We start from the raw sequence: 17,813 nt of genomic DNA on the forward strand, positions 1-17,813 counted from the left end.
CAGAATTCTCCTGCCATGATTCAAACTCCTGTTATTACCAAAGTGAATCATACGGAGATATTTTAATCAATATGTTGATTGGGTTTCGACCCTAGGGGGGGGTCCCAACTATTTGCGTCTGCTCGAACTGTAGGAGTCTCTCGCGTGGCTGGCCCTGACCGGCACCGGGATGATGCCCGAGCCAAGAGGCTGCCCCCTTTCCTGTTCGCGCCTGTATTCGAGATGATACGCATAGGCGAACTGGGCGGCGATACCGGTGAGTACGAAGATCGGCCCGATGATCTGGTCTCGATTGGTGACGTAGAGCAGCACCTGCCCCACCATCGCAAGGATGGTGCCGGCAACGAAGATATTGAGCGAGTGCCGCCCGAGGATTGTCAGCGGATGATCGGCCGGGCGGCGGAAAGCCTGCGATATCGCCGGAATATTGATCACCAGATAGGCGAGGGCCAGCACATGCAGAAGGCGCGGCAGCGACAGGAAGGTCTTGTCGAAACCGGTCAGCACAGCGGGCAGGCTGAATGCCGCAAGATAGTTTCCGATATCCCAGAGCCGTGCAGTAACCCAGACGAAAGAGAGGATGACATAGGCCAGTGCCAGAGCGAAGAGCACCGGATGATGTGGAAGCCTGCCGCCGCGCCTAACATGGATCATCGAGACGATGCCGATCGTGAACAGGAACTGCCAGGAGAATGGATTGAGGAACCAGTCGCCCTTAAACAGCATGTTCTGCGGCGCAATCTGATAGATGCCGGCAAGCAGCCAGAGGGTACCGGAAACAGCTAGAGCCAGCAGCGGACCCTTCTCATTCAAAAGCAGGATCAGCGGCACCATCAGCATCAGCGCACCATACATCGGCAGGATATTATTATAACCGATCTGATGGCCGAGTAGCAGCAGCGCCGGAATGCCCTCCTTCAGGTTCATTAGCACCGCCAGGATATTGATCTCGACCAACAGGCCCGGCCGGTGGAACAGCCAGGCGCCGCAGATGAAGAGCGCAAGCGTTACGAAGGTGGTGATCATATGGGCCAGATAAAGCGCGAAGGCACGCTTTGCTGCCTTGATCGTCACTTGCAGCCGTCTGCCGGGCTGGAAGCGCGAGCCGTATGCGAGACCGACTGCAATGCCTGAAATCAGCACGAAGGCTTCAGCGGCGTCGGAAAAACCGAAATTCTTCGTGGTAATATATTCGAAAATCTGCCCTGGAACATGATTGATGAAGATTGTGATGAGTGCGAGCCCACGCAATACATCAAGCCTCGTATCGCGTTTTGGCGCCGCCACTGAGATGGAGCGTCCTTGTGCTCCAATGGCCTTGGCCGGCAAGCTTGCCATCCTGTCTCTCCTGTTATCCGATTTCGCAAACGCTACGCCAGCCAAAAGGGTTCCCCTTCTGGCCGCGCGAATCGTCGGAAATTCAGCGTGGAGAACGCTGTTATCCGACCGGATACCCCTCTTTTGGATCGGCGACTTCGCTGCCGTTGATGGACAGAGTGTAGCCTTGAGCGTTGGACGCTTTTGAGACCGAAATGCGGTATTTGCTCCCGGCCTGCTCGATCTCTGCCGCAAACCCGTCCCAATTGGAAGGCAACGACGGATCAACAAAAAGTTTTCCACCCTTCAGCCGGATACCGAGAATGCCTTCGACCGCCGCACGATAGAGCCAGCCGGCAGAGCCCGTGTACCAGGTCCAGCCGCCGCGCCCGATATAAGGCTCGCACCCGTAGATATCTGCTGCCACGACATAGGGTTCGACGCGATATTTTTCGGCTGCTGCCTTATCAAGCGAATGGGTGATCGGATTGAGCATCTGGAAGCAGCGCAACGCATCGTCGCCCCGTTTCATCTCCGCTAGGGCCATGACCACCCAAGCCGCGGCATGTGTGTATTGGCCGCCATTCTCGCGAACGCCGGGCGGGTAGGCCTTGATATAACCCGGATCCTTTGGAGACTTCGCGAAAGGCGGTGCGAAGAGGCGAATGATTCGCGCATCCTCATCCACCAATCGAGCGAGTACCGCGTCCATTGCCTTGGCGGCCCGTTCCGGATCGCCCTCGCCCGAGAGCACGCTCCAGGACTGCGCGATCGAATCGATCTGGCATTCCAGGTTTTCCTGCGAGCCGAGCGGCGTATCGTCGTCGAATGTGCCGCGACGATAATGTCCGCCATCCCAGGCAGCGCTTTCCAGCGCCTTCTTGAGTTCGATGAGATGGACCTTCCAGCGTTCGGCGCGGCCCCTGTCGCCTCGCTCTTCCGCATAGGGGATGAAAGAACGCAATGTGCCGGCAAGGAACCAGCCGAGCCAGATGCTCGTGCCCTTGCCGTTGATGCCGACACGGTTCATCCCGTCGTTCCAGTCGCCGCCGAGGAAAAGCGGGAGGCCATTCGTGCCCTTGCGAGCGACGGCAAGATCGAGCGCCAGGGCCGCATGCTCGTAGACGCTGGCGGTATCTTCGGAAATCTCCGGCGTGTAAAAGGACTCGTGCTGCCCTTCCAGCAGTTCGGGGCCTTCAAGGAAGGGCAGTTCCTCGTCGAGCACGCCTGTGTCGCCGCTGACGCTGCAGTAATGATCGATCGCGTAGGCGAGCCAGACTACATCGTCGGAAATCATAGTGCGCACGCCTGCACCCGTTCCCGGCAGCCACCAGTGTTGCACATCTCCCTCGCGGAACTGGCGCGAGGCGGCATTGATGATCTGGCGCCGCGCAAGCGCAGGCTCCTGCAGCACGAAGGCGAGTGTGTCCTGCAGCTGATCACGGAAACCAAAGGCGCCGCTCGCCTGATAGAACGCAGAGCGGGCCATGATGCGGCAGCCAAGGCTCTGATAGGGCAGCCAGGTATTGACGAGATTATTCATGCCCTGATCCGGCGTCGATATCTGCAGCTTGCCGGTGAAATCCCGCCAGAAGGCGCGGTTCGCCTGCATAGCGTCATGGAACGAGCCGTCGCGAACATCAGCCAGCGCAGCGCGCGCCTCCTCTTCTGTTGGCGCGTCGCCGAGGAAGAAAATGACGTCGCGCGCCTCGTTCACTCCAAGTTCGATATCGATGGTGAGGATTGCCGCAGGATCGCCATCGAGTTCTGTCGAACCCGAGAGCGCTGATGCCGACCTCACCGCGAGCGGCATCTGGATAGACCCGGTCTTGCCGATGAATTCGCGGCGACTTGCCGAGAAACTCGAAGCGGTCTCGCTTGCGGCGAAGAATGCGGTGCGGCCCGAATAATCGATACCGTAAGGGTTCGTCGCAAAGAGCGCGCCGGTTTTCTCGTCGTACTTCGACAAAATAAACGATGCAGTTTTCTGCGGATTGTTTCCAAGGATCCATTCGACATAACCATAGAGCCGAAGCCTGCGCGCTGCCGAACTTGTATTGCGCAGATGCAGACGCTGCAGCTTCACCGGCTTGTGGCGATGGACCGTCTGGGTCACTTCCAGCGCGATCTCATGCTGTGTGCTGGAAAAGATGGAATAGCCGAGGCCGTGTCGCGCTTCAAAGCGAAGATCGTTACGGCGAGACAACGCTGCAAACGGCGTCAAAACCGCACCACTCTCAAGATCGACTATATAGAAGGCCTCCCCAGATCGGTTGCTAACCGCATCGTTCGACCAGGAGGTAAGCTGATAATCACGCGAATTGACGCTCCAGGTGAAACCGGCGCCCTCCGCCGATACATGAAAACCGAACCGGTCGTTGGAGATCACGTTGATCCACGGCTGCGGTGTCGCCTCCCCGCCCGGCAGGCGTACGACATATTCCCGCCCATCGCGGGCGAATCCACCGATACCATTCCAGAAGTCGAGGTCGCCCTCTTCCTCTATAGCAACAGTCTTGAGCGCGGGTGTCGGCAGGGGTGCCATGCGTTTTGCTGGCATCGCGGCGCGCTCGGCCCTTTCTATATCCTCCGGACCGTCCTTGCCGATGGAAAGGAATGAAACGGCGCGATTGATCTGGTCTATAATCCTGCCGTTCCTGGCATGCAGCGTCACGCGGGAAGCTGCGATCAATGCCCGATAGGTAGTCTCTTCCATCAAATCCTTGCGGACTGCGAAGATATGCTGACGTAAGCCGCCGGCTTGCCCCATGCGGCGCACGTTTTCGCACATGGCATCCAGCGCATGCTGCATGTCCTGCGCATAGGACGAAACGCGCTCGTTCATGATAACGAGATCGGCGGACACGCCCCGTGAACGCAAATATTCCTGAGCAAGCAGCGCTTCCCGGGCGATTTCGAGATCCATGTCTTCATCGATGCGCAGTGTGAAGATCGGGAAATCACCCGAGATCGCCAGCGGCCAGAGCGCCGACTGCGACTGCAGTCCGGTCCGGACAACGGCATAGTCGCCACGAAACTTCATGTCCGGATAGACGAGATGACGCCCAAGATGCTGAAAGGCGGCCGCCTGCTGCGAGCTGACGCCGACATGGCGCATCTGTACCTGTGTACGCGTCCAGGCCTCGATGAGTTCGTGATTGAAGGCGTCCGGATGGCGATATCGATCGACGGCCCTGTCCACTTCTGCACGGCTCGGCGCTGCGATCGTCCAAAAAATAACGCTGATCCTCTTTGCTGCCGGGACGCGAACGGTCCGGCGAAGCGACAGAACCGGATCCAGAGTGAAGCCATCGGTGCCTGAAAGCGTCGCACCCGGATCGAAGGCGGCAGCATTTGCAAGGCTGCGGCCACGACCGAGGAACCTGCGCCGATCGGTTTCGAATTCCGTTGGGCGCACATCGCCGGCATTGTCGACGATGAGATGTGCAATACTCATGTTCGCTTCGTTCGGATCGCGCTTGTTGCGCTCGGCATGGATGACGTGACCACGCTTGTCGATCTCGGTCTTGACGAACATACGCGCAAAGGCAGGATGCGCACTGTCCGTATCGTCGAATGTCATGACCGGTTCGAGGTAGGACGTCACTTCGATGAAACGGTCTTCCGAGCCCCGATTGAAAAGCGTCAGACGGCGGGCTTCCGCATCATGTTCGGTGGCGACGATGCATTCCACCTCGCTCGTGAACTCGCCAAGCGCCTTGCTGAAGATGGCCTTCTCATCAGCGAATTCCACCCTGACGGTTTCTCCCTCGACGCTCTTTGGCTCCGATGTCGCCGACCACCATTCATTGGTTACTGTGTCGCGCAGGAAGATGAAGTTACCCCAGCGATCTTCGGTCGGATCCGGTTTCCAGCGGGAAACGCAAAGGCCGTTCCAGCGGGCATAACCTGCACCTGTCGCCGTCAGCATGAGGGAATAATGGCCGTTCGACAGGAAAATGAGCGTGCGGTCGTGCGACGCCGGATCGGTGATCTTGCGTATAACGGGCCGCATCAGATCGTCGTGGATGCTGGCAGGCGCATGGGATTCATCTTTGCCACGCATGATCGGAATGTCGCGCGGCGCTTTTTCCTGCAGCAGCAATTCGGCCGCTTCGATGACCGGGTCGGAATGAAAGAGCTCGCGCAGATGGCCGTTGAGGGCAACATTTGCGACAGCTGCAATCGACATGCCGTGGTGGTGGGCATAGTAATTGTAGACAACTGCACACGTCTTGCCTTCAGGTACGCGTGTCGGCGTGAAGTCGACTGCATCGTGAAAGCCGAACTTGCCGAGAGCGCCGAACTTGCGAAGCCTCTGCAGGTTGTCGAGCGACGCCTCCGGATAATACTGGCTGGCAAGCAACGAAGCATAGGGTGCAATGACGGCATTGTGGCCAAGGCCGCGCTTTAGGCCGAGCGTCGGAACACCGAAATTCGCGTATTGATAGTTGAGATTATGGTCGCGGGCGTTGAAGGCCGCTTCCGAGATGCCCCAGGGCGTGCCGAGTTTGCGGCCATAGTTCATCTGCTCTACGATAATGAGGTTGTTGGCTTGGTTCAGGATGCCTCCGCCACGCTCCCGCATGACGAGCGGCGGCATCAGATATTCGAACATCGAGCCGGACCAGGAGACCAGCGCGCCACGCGAGCCGACCGGCACGACCTGACGGCCAAGCTTGTACCAATGCTCCGTCGGCAGATCGCCCTTGGCTATTCCGAAAAGCGAGCTGAGACGGCATTCTGAAGCCAAAAGGTCATAGCAGGCAGCATCGAGCCCGCCGCTCTCCACACGGTAGCCGATCGACAGCAAACGACGTTCCGGACGGAACAGGAAGCCGAAATCCATCGAAAAGGCGAGATCGCGCGCCTTGTCGCGAAGCGCGATCAGGCGCGGGCGCAGCGCATCGATATTCGACAGGTCGAAAGTGCTGTCCGAGATATGCGCCTCGCAGACCTTGACGAGCGAAGCGGTCCAGAACGTGATTTCCTCCGTCTGCTTCGATTTCACCTCATGATGCAGATTGCTGGCAAGCTTCTGGATATCGCGCGCCAGAACCGCGAGATTGATGACGCGGATCGAGGCGAATTCGTGCTCCCGCTTGACCGCGACAAGGGCGTTCTGGAAACCGGCAATGCGTTCTTCCAAGCGGCGGCGCAGCGGACGCACGGTCTTGCGGTCATCGGGAAGATCAACCAGCACTTCGCCCAGGATACCGGCCGTATCACCGACGCCGTCCAGATTGCCCTGAACATGTGCCGAAGGTGCCTCTGCCCAGTCGCGGCAGGCTGAGGAAATGACAATCAGGTGGCCGGCAAGATTGCCGCTGTCGACGGCCGAGACGTAGCGAGGCCCAAGCGTCTGCAACGTGTCTGTGTGATACCAGTTGAAGAGGTGGCCACGGAATTTCTCCATGCGATCGACCGTTGCGATCGTCTGTTCCAGTCGTTCGATCGTCTCCTCGAAGGAGAACCAGCCAAACTGCCGGCCGGAGATGACGGACAAGAGATAAACGCCGATATTTGTGGGCGAGGTGCGCGTCGCCACAACGACGTGAGGCGTCTCCTGCACGTTGTCGGGCGGCAGATAGTTCTGCTCCGCCGTCGTAAAGGTCTCGAAATAGCGCCAGGTGCGGCGCGCGATCTTGCGAAGCTCGCTGGAGACGGCTTCCGGCACGTCGAGCCGGTCTTCCGTCTCTGCCGACTGGCTCACATACCAGGCGACGGCCGGGGAACAGATCCATAACAGCGCGAAAGGAATGCCAACCTGAAACGCGCCACCGTCTGACAGTGCAGCAAAGGTAACAGAGAGGATCGCCAGAACCGGCGCATGCCACATCGCCCGATAATAGCAAAGGATCGTACCCTGCTTGTCGGCGCCGACGCTGGCAGCGGTGCGCCACTGCAAGAGCAGCCTGCGGCTGACGAACAGACGGTACAGCGAACGGCCGATCGCATCCGCCATCATGTAAGCAGTATCGGCAATGAAGATGATGCGCAGCACCACCTGGGCACTGGCAGCCGCAACGTCCAACCACACAGTATGGAGATGAGCGCCGACGACGATATCGCGACTCCGCGGAACGATGCCACGGATGAGCGACAGGATGGGCGCCACAAACAGGCAGAAGATCAGCAGGATCTGCCAGATCAACGCACCAAACGGCTCCATCAGATACCAGCCGAATACGGAAGCGAAGAACCAGGCGATCGGCGTCAAAGATCGGCGCAGATTGTCGAACATCTTCCAGCGGCCAAGCTCGGTGACGCCGTGTTTCGGATCAAGCATGTAGGGCATGAGCTGCCAGTCGCCGCGAGCCCAGCGATGTTGCCGCGACGTTTCGACCTCGTAGCGCACCGGAAAGTCCTCGATGAGTTCGAGATCGGTGACGAGCGCGCAATGCGCCATCGAACCTTCGAGAAGGTCGTGGCTGAGTACCGAATTCTCCGCAATACAGCCTTTCACCGAAGCCTCGAAAGCATCGACATGATAGAGGCCCTTGCCGGTGAACGTGCCCTCGCCGGCGAGATCCTGATAGACATCAGAAACCGTAAAGACATACGGATCGAGACCACGGTTGATTGAAAAGACGCGCTGGAAAACCGATGCATCCTTGCCCGTCGTCAGCGACGGCGTAACGCGCGGCTGCAGAATGCCGTAACCGCTTTCGACTCGCCCGCTTTCCGAGTTAATAACCGGGCGATTGATTGGGTGATGGAGCTTGCCGACGAGCTTGGTGACGATATCGCGCATCAGCCGGGTATCGGCGTCGAGCGTCATGACATATTTGATATCGACGGGCACGGTATTGGCGCCTGGCATGTAGGTCGTATCGCGATCGCCGCGCAGCAGCAGGTTCAGTTCGTGCAATTTGCCGCGCTTGCGCTCCCAGCCCATCCAGACGCCCTCGGACGGATTGTAGAGGCGGCGGCGATGCAGGAGGTAAAAGCGGGTCTTGCCGTCATAAGCATAACGAGCTGAGAGATTGGCAATCTCACGACGTGCATATTCCAGCACTTCCAGATCAGAGGAGCTTTCCTCCACATCGCTGTCCGGCCAGTCGCTGAGCAGTGCAAAATAGATTTCACCCCGCGGATTGGCGAGATAATGGACCTCGAGATTACGCACCATCTCGTCGACGCTGTCGCGGTTGGAAATTAGACAAGGCACGACGACGACCGTGCGCGCATCCTCTGGGATACCTCGCTTGAACTCATAGCCGACGAGACGCGCCGGCGTGACAAAAAATGAAAGTACGGTATTGAAGAGGCCGCTCGCACCTTCCGATGCCGGTAGCGAGAATAGGATGAGCAGCAGTGCGATTTCGATCGGGTTCATGCCGGCATTGGCCAGGAACCCGCCAACGATCACCATAGCGATGATCGTCATAAGCACGACCGGAACGGCGATCGCCAGCCAATTAAGCTTGCGTATGACGCGAATGATGTGCTGCTCCAGCGTTGGACGATAGTTGGCACGCGCTTCGAGTTTCGGCCGTTGGACGCCCGTAATGAGACCGCCGATATTAGGCTCGTGCGGCTGCGTCTCGTCCGAATGCCTGGCCTCTGCCACCATGTCGACAGCCAGCTGGGCGATTTGCACCTCGCTCAGCGGCGAACGCCTGGCGAGCTTTTCGATCTGCTTGCGATAGCTGTTGCGCGAACCAGAATCGAGATCGCCATAGTCGGACTGATTCCAAAGCAACCTGTCGACATGGCTGACGTGTTCGACCCAGACCGACCACTCTGCATCATTGATCTCGCGTAGGCTCCGGACGATGTTGCCCATTGTGACATTGCGGGCGGAGAGGCGGCTGCGCTCTGCCATCGCCGCTTCCTCACTGTCGCGCCCAAGCCGCTCCAGCCGTTGGTCCAACCACGAAATAGCAAGGCTTGAAACCTGCGAGCCGTCGCGCATGCGGTAGAGGAACTGCATCGCAAAAGTGTTGTCGGCGGCGAGCTCCTCCAGCGTCTTCAGATAAGTGGCAGCCTTTGCGGTATCGGCCAAACGGATCAATTCATCGGCAGCCTCATTGGCTCGGCGGCGCATGCGGCGGCTGCGCTCGACGCGGCTTGAAATGCGGCGAACGTTCTCGACCAGCACGTACCGCACCAGAGACGGCAGCGCCCAGAGCTCGCCGATTCTCAGCGTCTCATGCTGCTGAAAGCCATCGATGAGCGCCGTCAGGCTTTCCTGCGAGACGGTGCTGTGAGTATGGGCGACATAGAGCCAGGCGAGCATGAGCGCGCGCGGAACCTCGGCATCGCCGATATCGATCGAAGGCAATTCGCGATAGAAGCGGCGCGGGAGGTCGCGGCGGACTTCCTGAATAGCCTCTTCGACGATGTAGTGATTGTCGAGCAGCCACTCGGCGGCCGGCGTGATCGTCCCCCCGGCCTCGGCGTCGGTAACGGTCGCGCGGTAGACGCGAAGGATTTCCTTCTCGTTCTCCCTATGCCGCGCAAAAAAATCAAACGGCGCGAAGCCTGGCAACGCGCTCATCGCATGACAGGCTACGCTTTCCCCGATGGTCCTGATATCCTCATTGGACAGGTAGGTCGAGCGGATCGGATCGTCGCGGTCGATCTGCCTCTTCTCAGGCTCGCGCGGCGGTGTAGGAGACGGATCGGTAATGGACGTAGGTCCGGCTCCGGATCCAGGCGACGTTGTTGAATATGGGCGCGCGTTCTGCACTGCTTGTGATGCCTCTCGCATGAGCGGACCGCCCTCGTTGAAGACACGGCAGAGCAAGATAGACGAGCGACCCGAGCATTGCTGCAAGGAACCAACCTATTCACGCAGTGACTTGCAATAGTCACGGATGCCTGACGCCTTGCCTGCGCAGCCATTCGGGAAAGTTGAACAGGCTTGCGATAATTCAAGTCGTGACACTTGGTTCCCGGCAGCATGAAATACGCGTGGACGGCATCATCAACGCCCAAGCCCACATTTCGGGACGAACTAAATTGCGTGGAACAAGTAAAGAGGAACGATGGCCGCGATGCCCGACAGCCTCAGGAGGCGCTTCTCACGATCATTCTCCAAATCTGACACCAAAGCGTCTGGAGAATGCCGCTGCACCTCAATCGTTTCATATAAGGAAATGATCGGTCAGGTGAACGCCATCAGGTAGGCGCCTGGCCGCGCTGCATCAGCCGACGACGCCGAAGACCATTGCGACGACGAAAAGGAAAGCCGCCGTAAAAAACGTTGCATGGATTGCGGTCTGAATTTTGTGCCGCGTGGTGACCGGCTTCTTGGCCGGTACGGATCCGTACTGGTGCACATGAGTATGCGAAATACCCAAATTTGCCATGTGTCGCCTCCGTCTGTTTGTTGCGGCCGCTCTACCAGGCCGCATTTATATTCTTATATTCTCTATAAGGTAGGTAGAGATAAATTTCCGTCCAGAGCAGACGGAAAAGAAAATCCAACCAAGCTTTCGCTCAGCAGAGCGTACGCCATGCCCAGATCCACGAGCGCTCCACGACGCTTTCGTTCTGGGGGTTGTTTGGGAATGTCTCGAGCAACCGGCGATCCTTTTCAGCCGGTATTTTTGCAGAAGTGGTTTCACTCCGCTCGGCCTTCACAGGAGGATCGAGGTAACCCATGGTCATCCCACCGAGAAAGAACATGCCTCAACCTCCATCGATCACGAAAGCTAACGGTCGTTAACGGGATCATGACAGAACTAAGGCAGCTGTCAATAGTCTAGTCGAATGGTCGTGTTTTAGGGAAGCATTATCCTTAACACCGCCGCCGCACGTAATTTCTCAAGGGCTTGAAAACATTGATTTCAAGCCTTCACGAAACCCTTGCTCGCGATCATCAGATTTCGGGTGTACTCTTCGCGCACGCTGCCGCCTGCAAGCTCAGCCGATGTCAGCCGTTCAACGACAGCCCCGCCGCGCATGACCGCAAGCCTTCCGCACATATGGGTAACGACGCCGAGATCGTGGCTGACCATGACGAAAGTCAATTTCCGATCGCGACGGATCTGTTCCAAAAGGTTGAGAACCTCGGCCTGGACAGAGGCATCGAGCGCCGATGTCGGCTCGTCGAGCAAGAGGATCGACGGTTCGACGATCAGCGCACGGGCAATCGCCACACGCTGTCTCTGGCCGCCGGAAAGCTGATGCGGATAGCGGAAGCGGAAGCCATTGCCGAGCCCCACTTCATCAAGCGCACGGGCGATGCGCTTTTCGGCGTCACCGATGCCGTGGATCGCAAGCGGTTCCAGAAGCAGCCGATCGACGGTCTGGCGGGGATGAAGCGAACCGTAGGGGTCTTGAAAGACCATCTGGACACTTCGGTAAAAGCTCCTGCTGCGCTTCGAACCTTTCACAGCCTCGCCATGAACGCGGACCGTCCCCTCGCTGACGGGTGCAAGCCCGGCAATGGCACGCAGCAGCGTCGACTTGCCCGAACCGGACTCACCGACGAGGCCAAAAGATTCGCCGCTTTCAATGGAAACGCTGATATCCTTCAGCGCGTAAAAATGGTCGTAGACGACACCGAGATGTTCAACCGACAACGCCGTACTCATGCGGCCCACTCCGGCTTGCGGTCGAGAACCGGCAGCGGATGCCTGGATTCGCCGATCTGCGGCATGCAGTTGAGCAGGCCTTGCGTATAGGGATGTTTCGCGTTGCGAAGCTCGGATGCTGCGATCTCCTCAACAATGCGTCCGGCATACATGACTATGACACGGTCGCAGAATGAGGAGACTAGCCTCAAATCGTGGGAGACAAAAATCAGCCCCATGCCGCGTTCGGACACCAGCCGGTCCATGATCCTCAAGACATCGAGCTGAACCGTGACGTCGAGCGCCGAAGTAGGTTCGTCGGCAATCAGCAGTTCAGGTCCTGCGATAAGCATCATGGCGATCATCGCGCGCTGGCCCATGCCGCCGGAAACCTCGTGTGGGTAGAGATCGAAGACGCGACTGGGATCACGAATCTGCACGGCTTCCAGCATGGAGAGAGCACGGTCACGCGCCTCGCCTTTGCCGACCCTCTCATGGGTGCGCAGCGTTTCACAGATCTGCCTGCCTATGGTCATGACCGGATCGAGGGAATATTTCGGATCCTGCAGGATCATGGCAATGCGCTTGCCACGCAGCTTCCGCCGTTCCGAAGCCGAGACCTTCAGGAGATCGATGCCGTTGAAATCGAGCGTATCCGCGGTGACGACACCGTGTTTCGGCGTCAGCCCCATGATGGCGCGGCCGGTCTGCGATTTGCCGGACCCGGATTCGCCGACGATGCCGAGACGCTCCTTGCCAAGTGTGAAGGAAACGCCGCGCACGGCCTCGATGAGGCCGGTGCGGGTCGGATAGCTGACACGAAGGTTCCTCACGGTCAGAAGTGAACTCATTGACCGGCCTCCTTCGGATCAAGCGCATCACGCAAACCGTCCCCAAGCAGGTTAAAGCCGAGGCTGACGATGAGGATGGCAACGCCGGGCATAGCCGCAACCCACCATTGGTCGAGAATGAAGCGGCGGCCGGAGGCGATCATCGCGCCCCATTCGGGCAGCGGCGGCTGCGCACCGAGACCGAGGAAGCCGAGACCGGCGGCCGTCAGAATGATGCCCGCCATGTCGAGGGTCACACGCACGATCAGCGAGGAGATACAAAGCGGCATGATGTGGCGCACGATGATGCGCAGCGGCGAGGCGCCCATCAGCTTGATCGCCGAGATGTAGTCGGAACGACGAACCGTCAGCGTCTCAGCGCGGGCGATACGCGCATAGGGCGGCCAGGACGTGATCGCAATGGCAATGATGGCGTTCTGGATCCCGGGTCCGAGTGCTGCGACGAAGGCAAGCGCCAGCACCAGCTTTGGAAAGGCGAGGAAGATGTCGGTAATGCGCATCAGCGTCGCATCCACCCATCCGCCGGCATAGCCCGACACCGTGCCGACGATGAGACCGATCGGCGCGGAGATGATCGCGACCAACACGACCACGAGCAGCGTCAGCCGCGATCCGTACACGAGGCGCGAGAAGATATCGCGGCCCTGATCGTCGGTGCCGAGCAGATAGCCGGCGCTGCCGGGCGGCAGCAGGCGCGCATTCTTGAGATCGCCGACAACGGGATTATGCGTAGCGATGACATTGGCAAAGGCGGCAATCAGCAGCAGTGCCACGATGACCAGCAGCCCGACGACGGCGAGCCGGTTGGCTGTGAACTGCCGCCATGTGACATAGGCTCGGCCGAGCCTGGCCTGCGCACGCGACTGCGGTCGATCGGACAGCAGCCACTCACGGCGACTCATGGGTGTAGAAAGCGTGGTCGGAACCGTCATCGGTTGCGCGTCCTCGGGTCGAGTATCCGATAGAGAAGATCGGAAATAAGGTTGATGCCGACAAAGACCGTGCCGATGACGATCGTGCCGCCAAGCACGGCGTTCATATCGGCGCTTTGCAGCGAATTGGTGATGTAAAAGCCGATACCGGGCCAGGAGAAGACCGTCTCGGTCAGAACAGAACCTTCGAGTAGGCCGGCATAGGAAAGCGCGATGACAGTCACCAGCGGGACTGCTGCGTTCCTCAGCGCATGGCCCCAGATCACTCGCGTCTCCGAAAGACCCTTGGCGCGAGCTGCTACGACATATTCCTGCGACAGCTCGTTCAGCATGAAGCTGCGGGTCATGCGGCTGATATAGGCAAGCGAAAAATAGCCGAGGAGCGAAGCGGGCAGGATGATATGGCGGAATACGTCGTAGAATACGTCCCACTGTCCCTGCCACGCACTATCGATGAGATAGAAGCCGGTGACCGGCGTGAAGCTGTATTCGTAGACGATATCGATGCGGCCGGGGAAAGCCACCCAACGCAGCTGTGCATAGAAGATGACGAGCGAGATCAGCGCAAGCCAGAAGATCGGCACCGAATAGCCGACGAGACCGATGACGCGAACGATCTGGTCGGCGATGCTGCCGCGGCGTACGGCTGCCAGCACACCGAGCGGCACGCCAATGACCGATCCGATGATCGTACCGAGGGTTGCAAGTTCCAGTGTCGCCGGAAAGACGCGGCGGATATCGACCATGACGGGATTGGTGGTCAGCACTGAATTGCCGAAATCTCCGGAAAGAATGCCCTTCAGGTAGATATAGAACTGCTCGTAGAGCGGCAGGTCGAAACCCATTTCATGGCGTACGCGTTCCACGACATGGGTCGGTGCGCGATCGCCGAGGATGGCGAGCACGGGATCGATCGGCACGACACGGCCGATGAAGAAAGTGACGGCCAGAAGGCCGAGATAAGTGGTGACGGCGGCGAAGAGGAAACGCCCAACCGCCTTCGCAGAGGAGAGTGCACGGCCTTTGCGGGGCCGCGCTTCCTGTCTTGTTTCGACGATACTCACTGGATCAGCCTAGCCGGCTCATCACTTCGAGATCGGGCCCACATAGTTCGTATCGAAGCTCGGCCCCAGTTTGAAATCCTTGAGGCTCTTGCGATATCCGGCCACTTCGATCTGCTGGAAGATAATGACGAAGGGGCTATTGGCCAGAAACTTCTTCTGGACATCCTCATACATGGCGGCGCGCTTGGCAGCGTCGCGTTCGAGCAGAGCGGCCTTCGTTTCCTTATCGAGCTCAGGTGCTTCCCAGGTATTGCGCCATGCGAGCGTCTTCACCGTGCCTGCGTCGGAATTATCTGGGTTGGAGGTGAAGGTATCCGCGTTGGAGTTCGGGTCGAAATAGTCCGAACCCCACTGGCCGATATACATGTCATGCGTGCGTGCACGGTATTTGGTCAGCGTCTGCTTGCCGTCACCGGGAATGATCTCCATCTTCACCCCGGCCTGGGCAAGCGTCTGCTGCATCGATTCGGCAATGCCGGTGACCGGCTGCGTGTTGCGCACGTCCATGGTGACCGAGAACCCATTCGGCAGGCCGGCCTTGGCGAGCAGTTCCTTGGCCTTGGCGACGTCGAGTTTATAGGGATTGTCGTTCAGCGCGCCGAGCTGACCAGTCGGCAGGAAAGTCTGATGGATCTCGCCGATACCCTTGATGAGGGTCGAACCGATCGCATCATAGTCGACGAGATATTTGAAGGCTTCCTGCACCTCAGGCTTCTTCAGATTCTCGTTCTTGTTGTTGAGGCTGACGTAATAGACCGTGCTCTTCGGCGCATTCGTGGTCGCCAGATCCGCATTCTTGGAAACGGCATCGAGGTCACCCGGCTCGAGGTTACGGGCAATATCGATGTCGCCTGCTTCGAGCGCCAGGCGCTGGGCCGAGCTTTCCTTCATGTAGCGGTAGATGACGCGGTTAAGCTTCGCCTTCTCGCCATAGTAGTTGTCGTTGCGCTCCATGACGACGACTTCATTGGCGCGCCATTCGCGCAGCTTATAGGCGCCGGAACCGGCATAATTCGTCTTCAGCCAGTCATTGCCGAAGTCGTTGTCATACTTGTGGTCGGCATCGACAGTGACGGACTTCACATGATCCATGACCAGCTTCTTGTCGACAACGGAAGCGACGGTCGCGGTCAGGCAGTTCAGCACGAAGCTGGGGGCATAGGGCTTGTCGACGGTGAAGGTGAAGGTGGTCGGGTCGACGGCTTTTGCCTTTTCGGTGACGTTGCCACCTGTGAGACCAAACTGGGTGAGAATGAAGGCCGGGCTCTTGTCGAGCTTGACCGCACGCTCGAATGACCAGGCGACGTCTTCAGCGGTGATCGGGTTACCGGAGGCAAACTTCAGACCTGGCTTCAGCTTGAACGTATATGTGAGGCCGTCGTCGGAAACCGTCCAGCTGTCGGCGAGGTCGCCCTTGATCTTCGACGTGTCGTTCATGTCGAGACGAACGAGCAGGCTGTAGGTGTTGCTGGTGACCTCAGCCGTCGAAAGCTCAAAAGCCTCGCCCGGATCCATCGATATGATGTCGTCGATGGCAAAACCTTCGACGAGCGTGTCCTTCGGTGTCTCTGCGAAGGCAGCTGGCGCTGCTACCATCAGGAGCGAAAGAGCAGCCCCGGCGGAAAGAAGGCGGAAGCTGCGGTTCAGTTTGGTAATCATCGTGGTTCGTTCCCCTGTTTTGATTGATTACTAAATATTATTTGGCTTCAGGCGTCCTCTTCCCTCCACGCAGAAGCCAGAATGCGAAGCCAGTTTTCGCTGGCCATTTTGGACAAATCCTCCGCACCATAACCAGCTTGCCGGAGAGCGGCAATCAGCCTCTGGTTGCCAGAGGCATCACCGATTTCTTCCGGAATGGTAGCACCATCGAAGTCCGAACCGAGCGCCACGCAATCGATCCCGACGCGGTCTACGAGGTAATCGATATGGCGGATCATGTCGGAAAGCGGCGTATCGGCATCGGAGCGGCCGTCTGGACGCAGCATCGCCGTCGCATAGTTTACACCGACGAGGCCGCGGCGCTCACGGATCGCGTCAAGCTGCCTGTCAGTGAGGTTGCGGGCGACGGGTGTCAACGCATGAACGTTGGAATGGCTTGCGACAAGCGGCTGGTCGCTCGTCTCCGCCACATCCCAAAAACCCTTCTCGGTAATATGGGCGAGGTCGATCATGATGCCAAGGCGGTTGCACTCGCGCACTAGCGCGAAGCCGGCTTCCGTCAGCCCCGGCGCGGTATCCGGCGAACTCGGGAAGGCAAAAGGCACGCCATGGCCGAAGATATTGTGCCTGCTCCAGACAGGGCCGAGCGAACGCAACCCCGCGGCATAAAAGACCTCGAGCGTCGCCAAATCGGCGCCGATCGCCTCGCAGCCTTCGATGTGCATGACGGCGGCAAAGATACCTTCCGCCATCGCCTTGCGAATATTCTTCACCGAGCGGCAGAGACGCCAGGCGCCGGCACGGTCGAGCCTCAGCGCAATCGCTGCCATCTCGGTGGCGATGGCAAGCGACGGCAGTGGATCAAGGGGGGCCGCAAGTGGTGTTGCATAGTGGCCATTCGTATCAGGATCGGCAAAAACCAGATCACCCGAGGGAATGTAGATGGCGCAAAGACCGCCCGCCAGTCCGCCGGCCTTTGACCTCGGGCCGTCTATATGTCCTGCAGTCGTACCACCAGTGAATTCCGCGACCGGATCATTTCCGTCTTTCGCATGGGACCAGAGTCGAAGGAGAACGTCGTTGTGGCCGTCGAATACGAGTTGCATCTGCTTTCCTGCGCTGCCCGAACGGGCGGATCGAAGCGGCAACAATAGAAAAGCTGGCAGAAAGCGCCACCTATTTTTTTCACCCATGCGTAATATGAATGCATTGCAATTTTGCGGTGCAAAGGGGCCATCATCAATAACGTCGTTTCCGTTTGCAATCTGAGACTTAGCCTCGACGAAACATGGTTTTCACGAACCCCAAAAGATATCGACATGAACGAAGAAATTTTGGAGGAACTTATTCGGCGATATCCGTGTGCCCGACTAGGGTCGAAACCCAATCAACATATTGATTAAAATATCTCCGTATGATTCACTTTGGTAATAACAGGAGTTTGAATCATGGCAGGAGAATTCT

General features: G+C 58.5%; 10 protein-coding genes. All 10 read right to left on the minus strand.

The features are described from left to right. Positions 1 to 108: 108 nt before the first annotated feature. Positions 109 to 1,338, minus strand: coding sequence for an OpgC family protein (locus tag FHX15_RS30465; protein ID WP_184402046.1), 1,230 nt, complete (start codon positions 1,336 to 1,338; stop codon positions 109 to 111). 100 nt (positions 1,339 to 1,438) lie between these two features. After that, positions 1,439 to 10,033 (minus strand): GH36-type glycosyl hydrolase domain-containing protein, encoded by an 8,595-nt coding sequence (locus FHX15_RS30470; RefSeq protein ID WP_184402047.1) that lies wholly within the window; start codon positions 10,031 to 10,033, stop codon positions 1,439 to 1,441. Between the two features lie 436 nt (positions 10,034 to 10,469). Next, entirely contained in the window at positions 10,470 to 10,634 is a 165-nt protein-coding gene (locus FHX15_RS30475) for a hypothetical protein (protein WP_184402048.1), read from the minus strand. Positions 10,635 to 10,764: 130 nt separating this feature from the next. Next, positions 10,765 to 10,953 carry a hypothetical protein gene (locus FHX15_RS30480; protein WP_184402049.1) on the minus strand — a complete coding sequence of 63 codons (189 nt, stop codon included), beginning with the start codon at positions 10,951 to 10,953 and terminating at the stop codon, positions 10,765 to 10,767. A 161-nt stretch (positions 10,954 to 11,114) separates the two neighbouring features. Then, a complete protein-coding gene (locus FHX15_RS30485; RefSeq protein WP_184402050.1) occupies positions 11,115 to 11,864 on the minus strand; it encodes an ABC transporter ATP-binding protein in 750 nt (249 codons plus the stop codon). After that, positions 11,861 to 12,694 (minus strand): ABC transporter ATP-binding protein, encoded by an 834-nt coding sequence (locus FHX15_RS30490; protein WP_184402051.1) that lies wholly within the window; start codon positions 12,692 to 12,694, stop codon positions 11,861 to 11,863. Before FHX15_RS30490 ends, FHX15_RS30485 begins: the two co-directional genes overlap by 4 nt. Further along, a complete protein-coding gene (locus tag FHX15_RS30495; protein ID WP_184402052.1) occupies positions 12,691 to 13,626 on the minus strand; it encodes an ABC transporter permease in 936 nt (311 codons plus the stop codon). Before FHX15_RS30495 ends, FHX15_RS30490 begins: the two co-directional genes overlap by 4 nt. Continuing rightward, complete coding sequence (locus FHX15_RS30500; protein ID WP_184402053.1) at positions 13,623 to 14,690, minus strand: ABC transporter permease; 1,068 nt, start codon at positions 14,688 to 14,690, stop codon at positions 13,623 to 13,625. Before FHX15_RS30500 ends, FHX15_RS30495 begins: the two co-directional genes overlap by 4 nt. Positions 14,691 to 14,711: 21 nt before the next feature. Beyond that, positions 14,712 to 16,349 (minus strand): ABC transporter substrate-binding protein, encoded by a 1,638-nt coding sequence (locus FHX15_RS30505; protein ID WP_184402054.1) that lies wholly within the window; start codon positions 16,347 to 16,349, stop codon positions 14,712 to 14,714. Between the two features lie 47 nt (positions 16,350 to 16,396). After that, positions 16,397 to 17,455, minus strand: coding sequence for a dipeptidase (locus FHX15_RS30510; RefSeq protein ID WP_184402055.1), 1,059 nt, complete (start codon positions 17,453 to 17,455; stop codon positions 16,397 to 16,399). Positions 17,456 to 17,813: the final 358 nt, after the last annotated feature.

This window comes from Rhizobium sp. BK650, from assembly GCF_014195325.1.
Lineage (GTDB): Bacteria > Pseudomonadota > Alphaproteobacteria > Rhizobiales > Rhizobiaceae > Rhizobium.

Excerpts from the sequence above, each read along its gene's own strand:
- FHX15_RS30490 (WP_184402051.1), bottom strand. The coding sequence starts at position 12,694 with ATGAGTTCACTTCTGACCGTGAGGAACCTTCGTGTCAGCTATCCGACC.
- FHX15_RS30505 (WP_184402054.1), bottom strand. The coding sequence starts at position 16,349 with ATGATTACCAAACTGAACCGCAGCTTCCGCCTTCTTTCCGCCGGGGCT.
- FHX15_RS30470 (WP_184402047.1), bottom strand. The coding sequence starts at position 10,033 with ATGCGAGAGGCATCACAAGCAGTGCAGAACGCGCGCCCATATTCAACA.
- FHX15_RS30510 (WP_184402055.1), bottom strand. The coding sequence starts at position 17,455 with ATGCAACTCGTATTCGACGGCCACAACGACGTTCTCCTTCGACTCTGG.
- FHX15_RS30480 (WP_184402049.1), bottom strand. The coding sequence starts at position 10,953 with ATGTTCTTTCTCGGTGGGATGACCATGGGTTACCTCGATCCTCCTGTG.
- FHX15_RS30495 (WP_184402052.1), bottom strand. The coding sequence starts at position 13,626 with ATGACGGTTCCGACCACGCTTTCTACACCCATGAGTCGCCGTGAGTGG.
- FHX15_RS30465 (WP_184402046.1), bottom strand. The coding sequence starts at position 1,338 with ATGGCAAGCTTGCCGGCCAAGGCCATTGGAGCACAAGGACGCTCCATC.
- FHX15_RS30485 (WP_184402050.1), bottom strand. The coding sequence starts at position 11,864 with ATGAGTACGGCGTTGTCGGTTGAACATCTCGGTGTCGTCTACGACCAT.
- FHX15_RS30475 (WP_184402048.1), bottom strand. The coding sequence starts at position 10,634 with ATGGCAAATTTGGGTATTTCGCATACTCATGTGCACCAGTACGGATCC.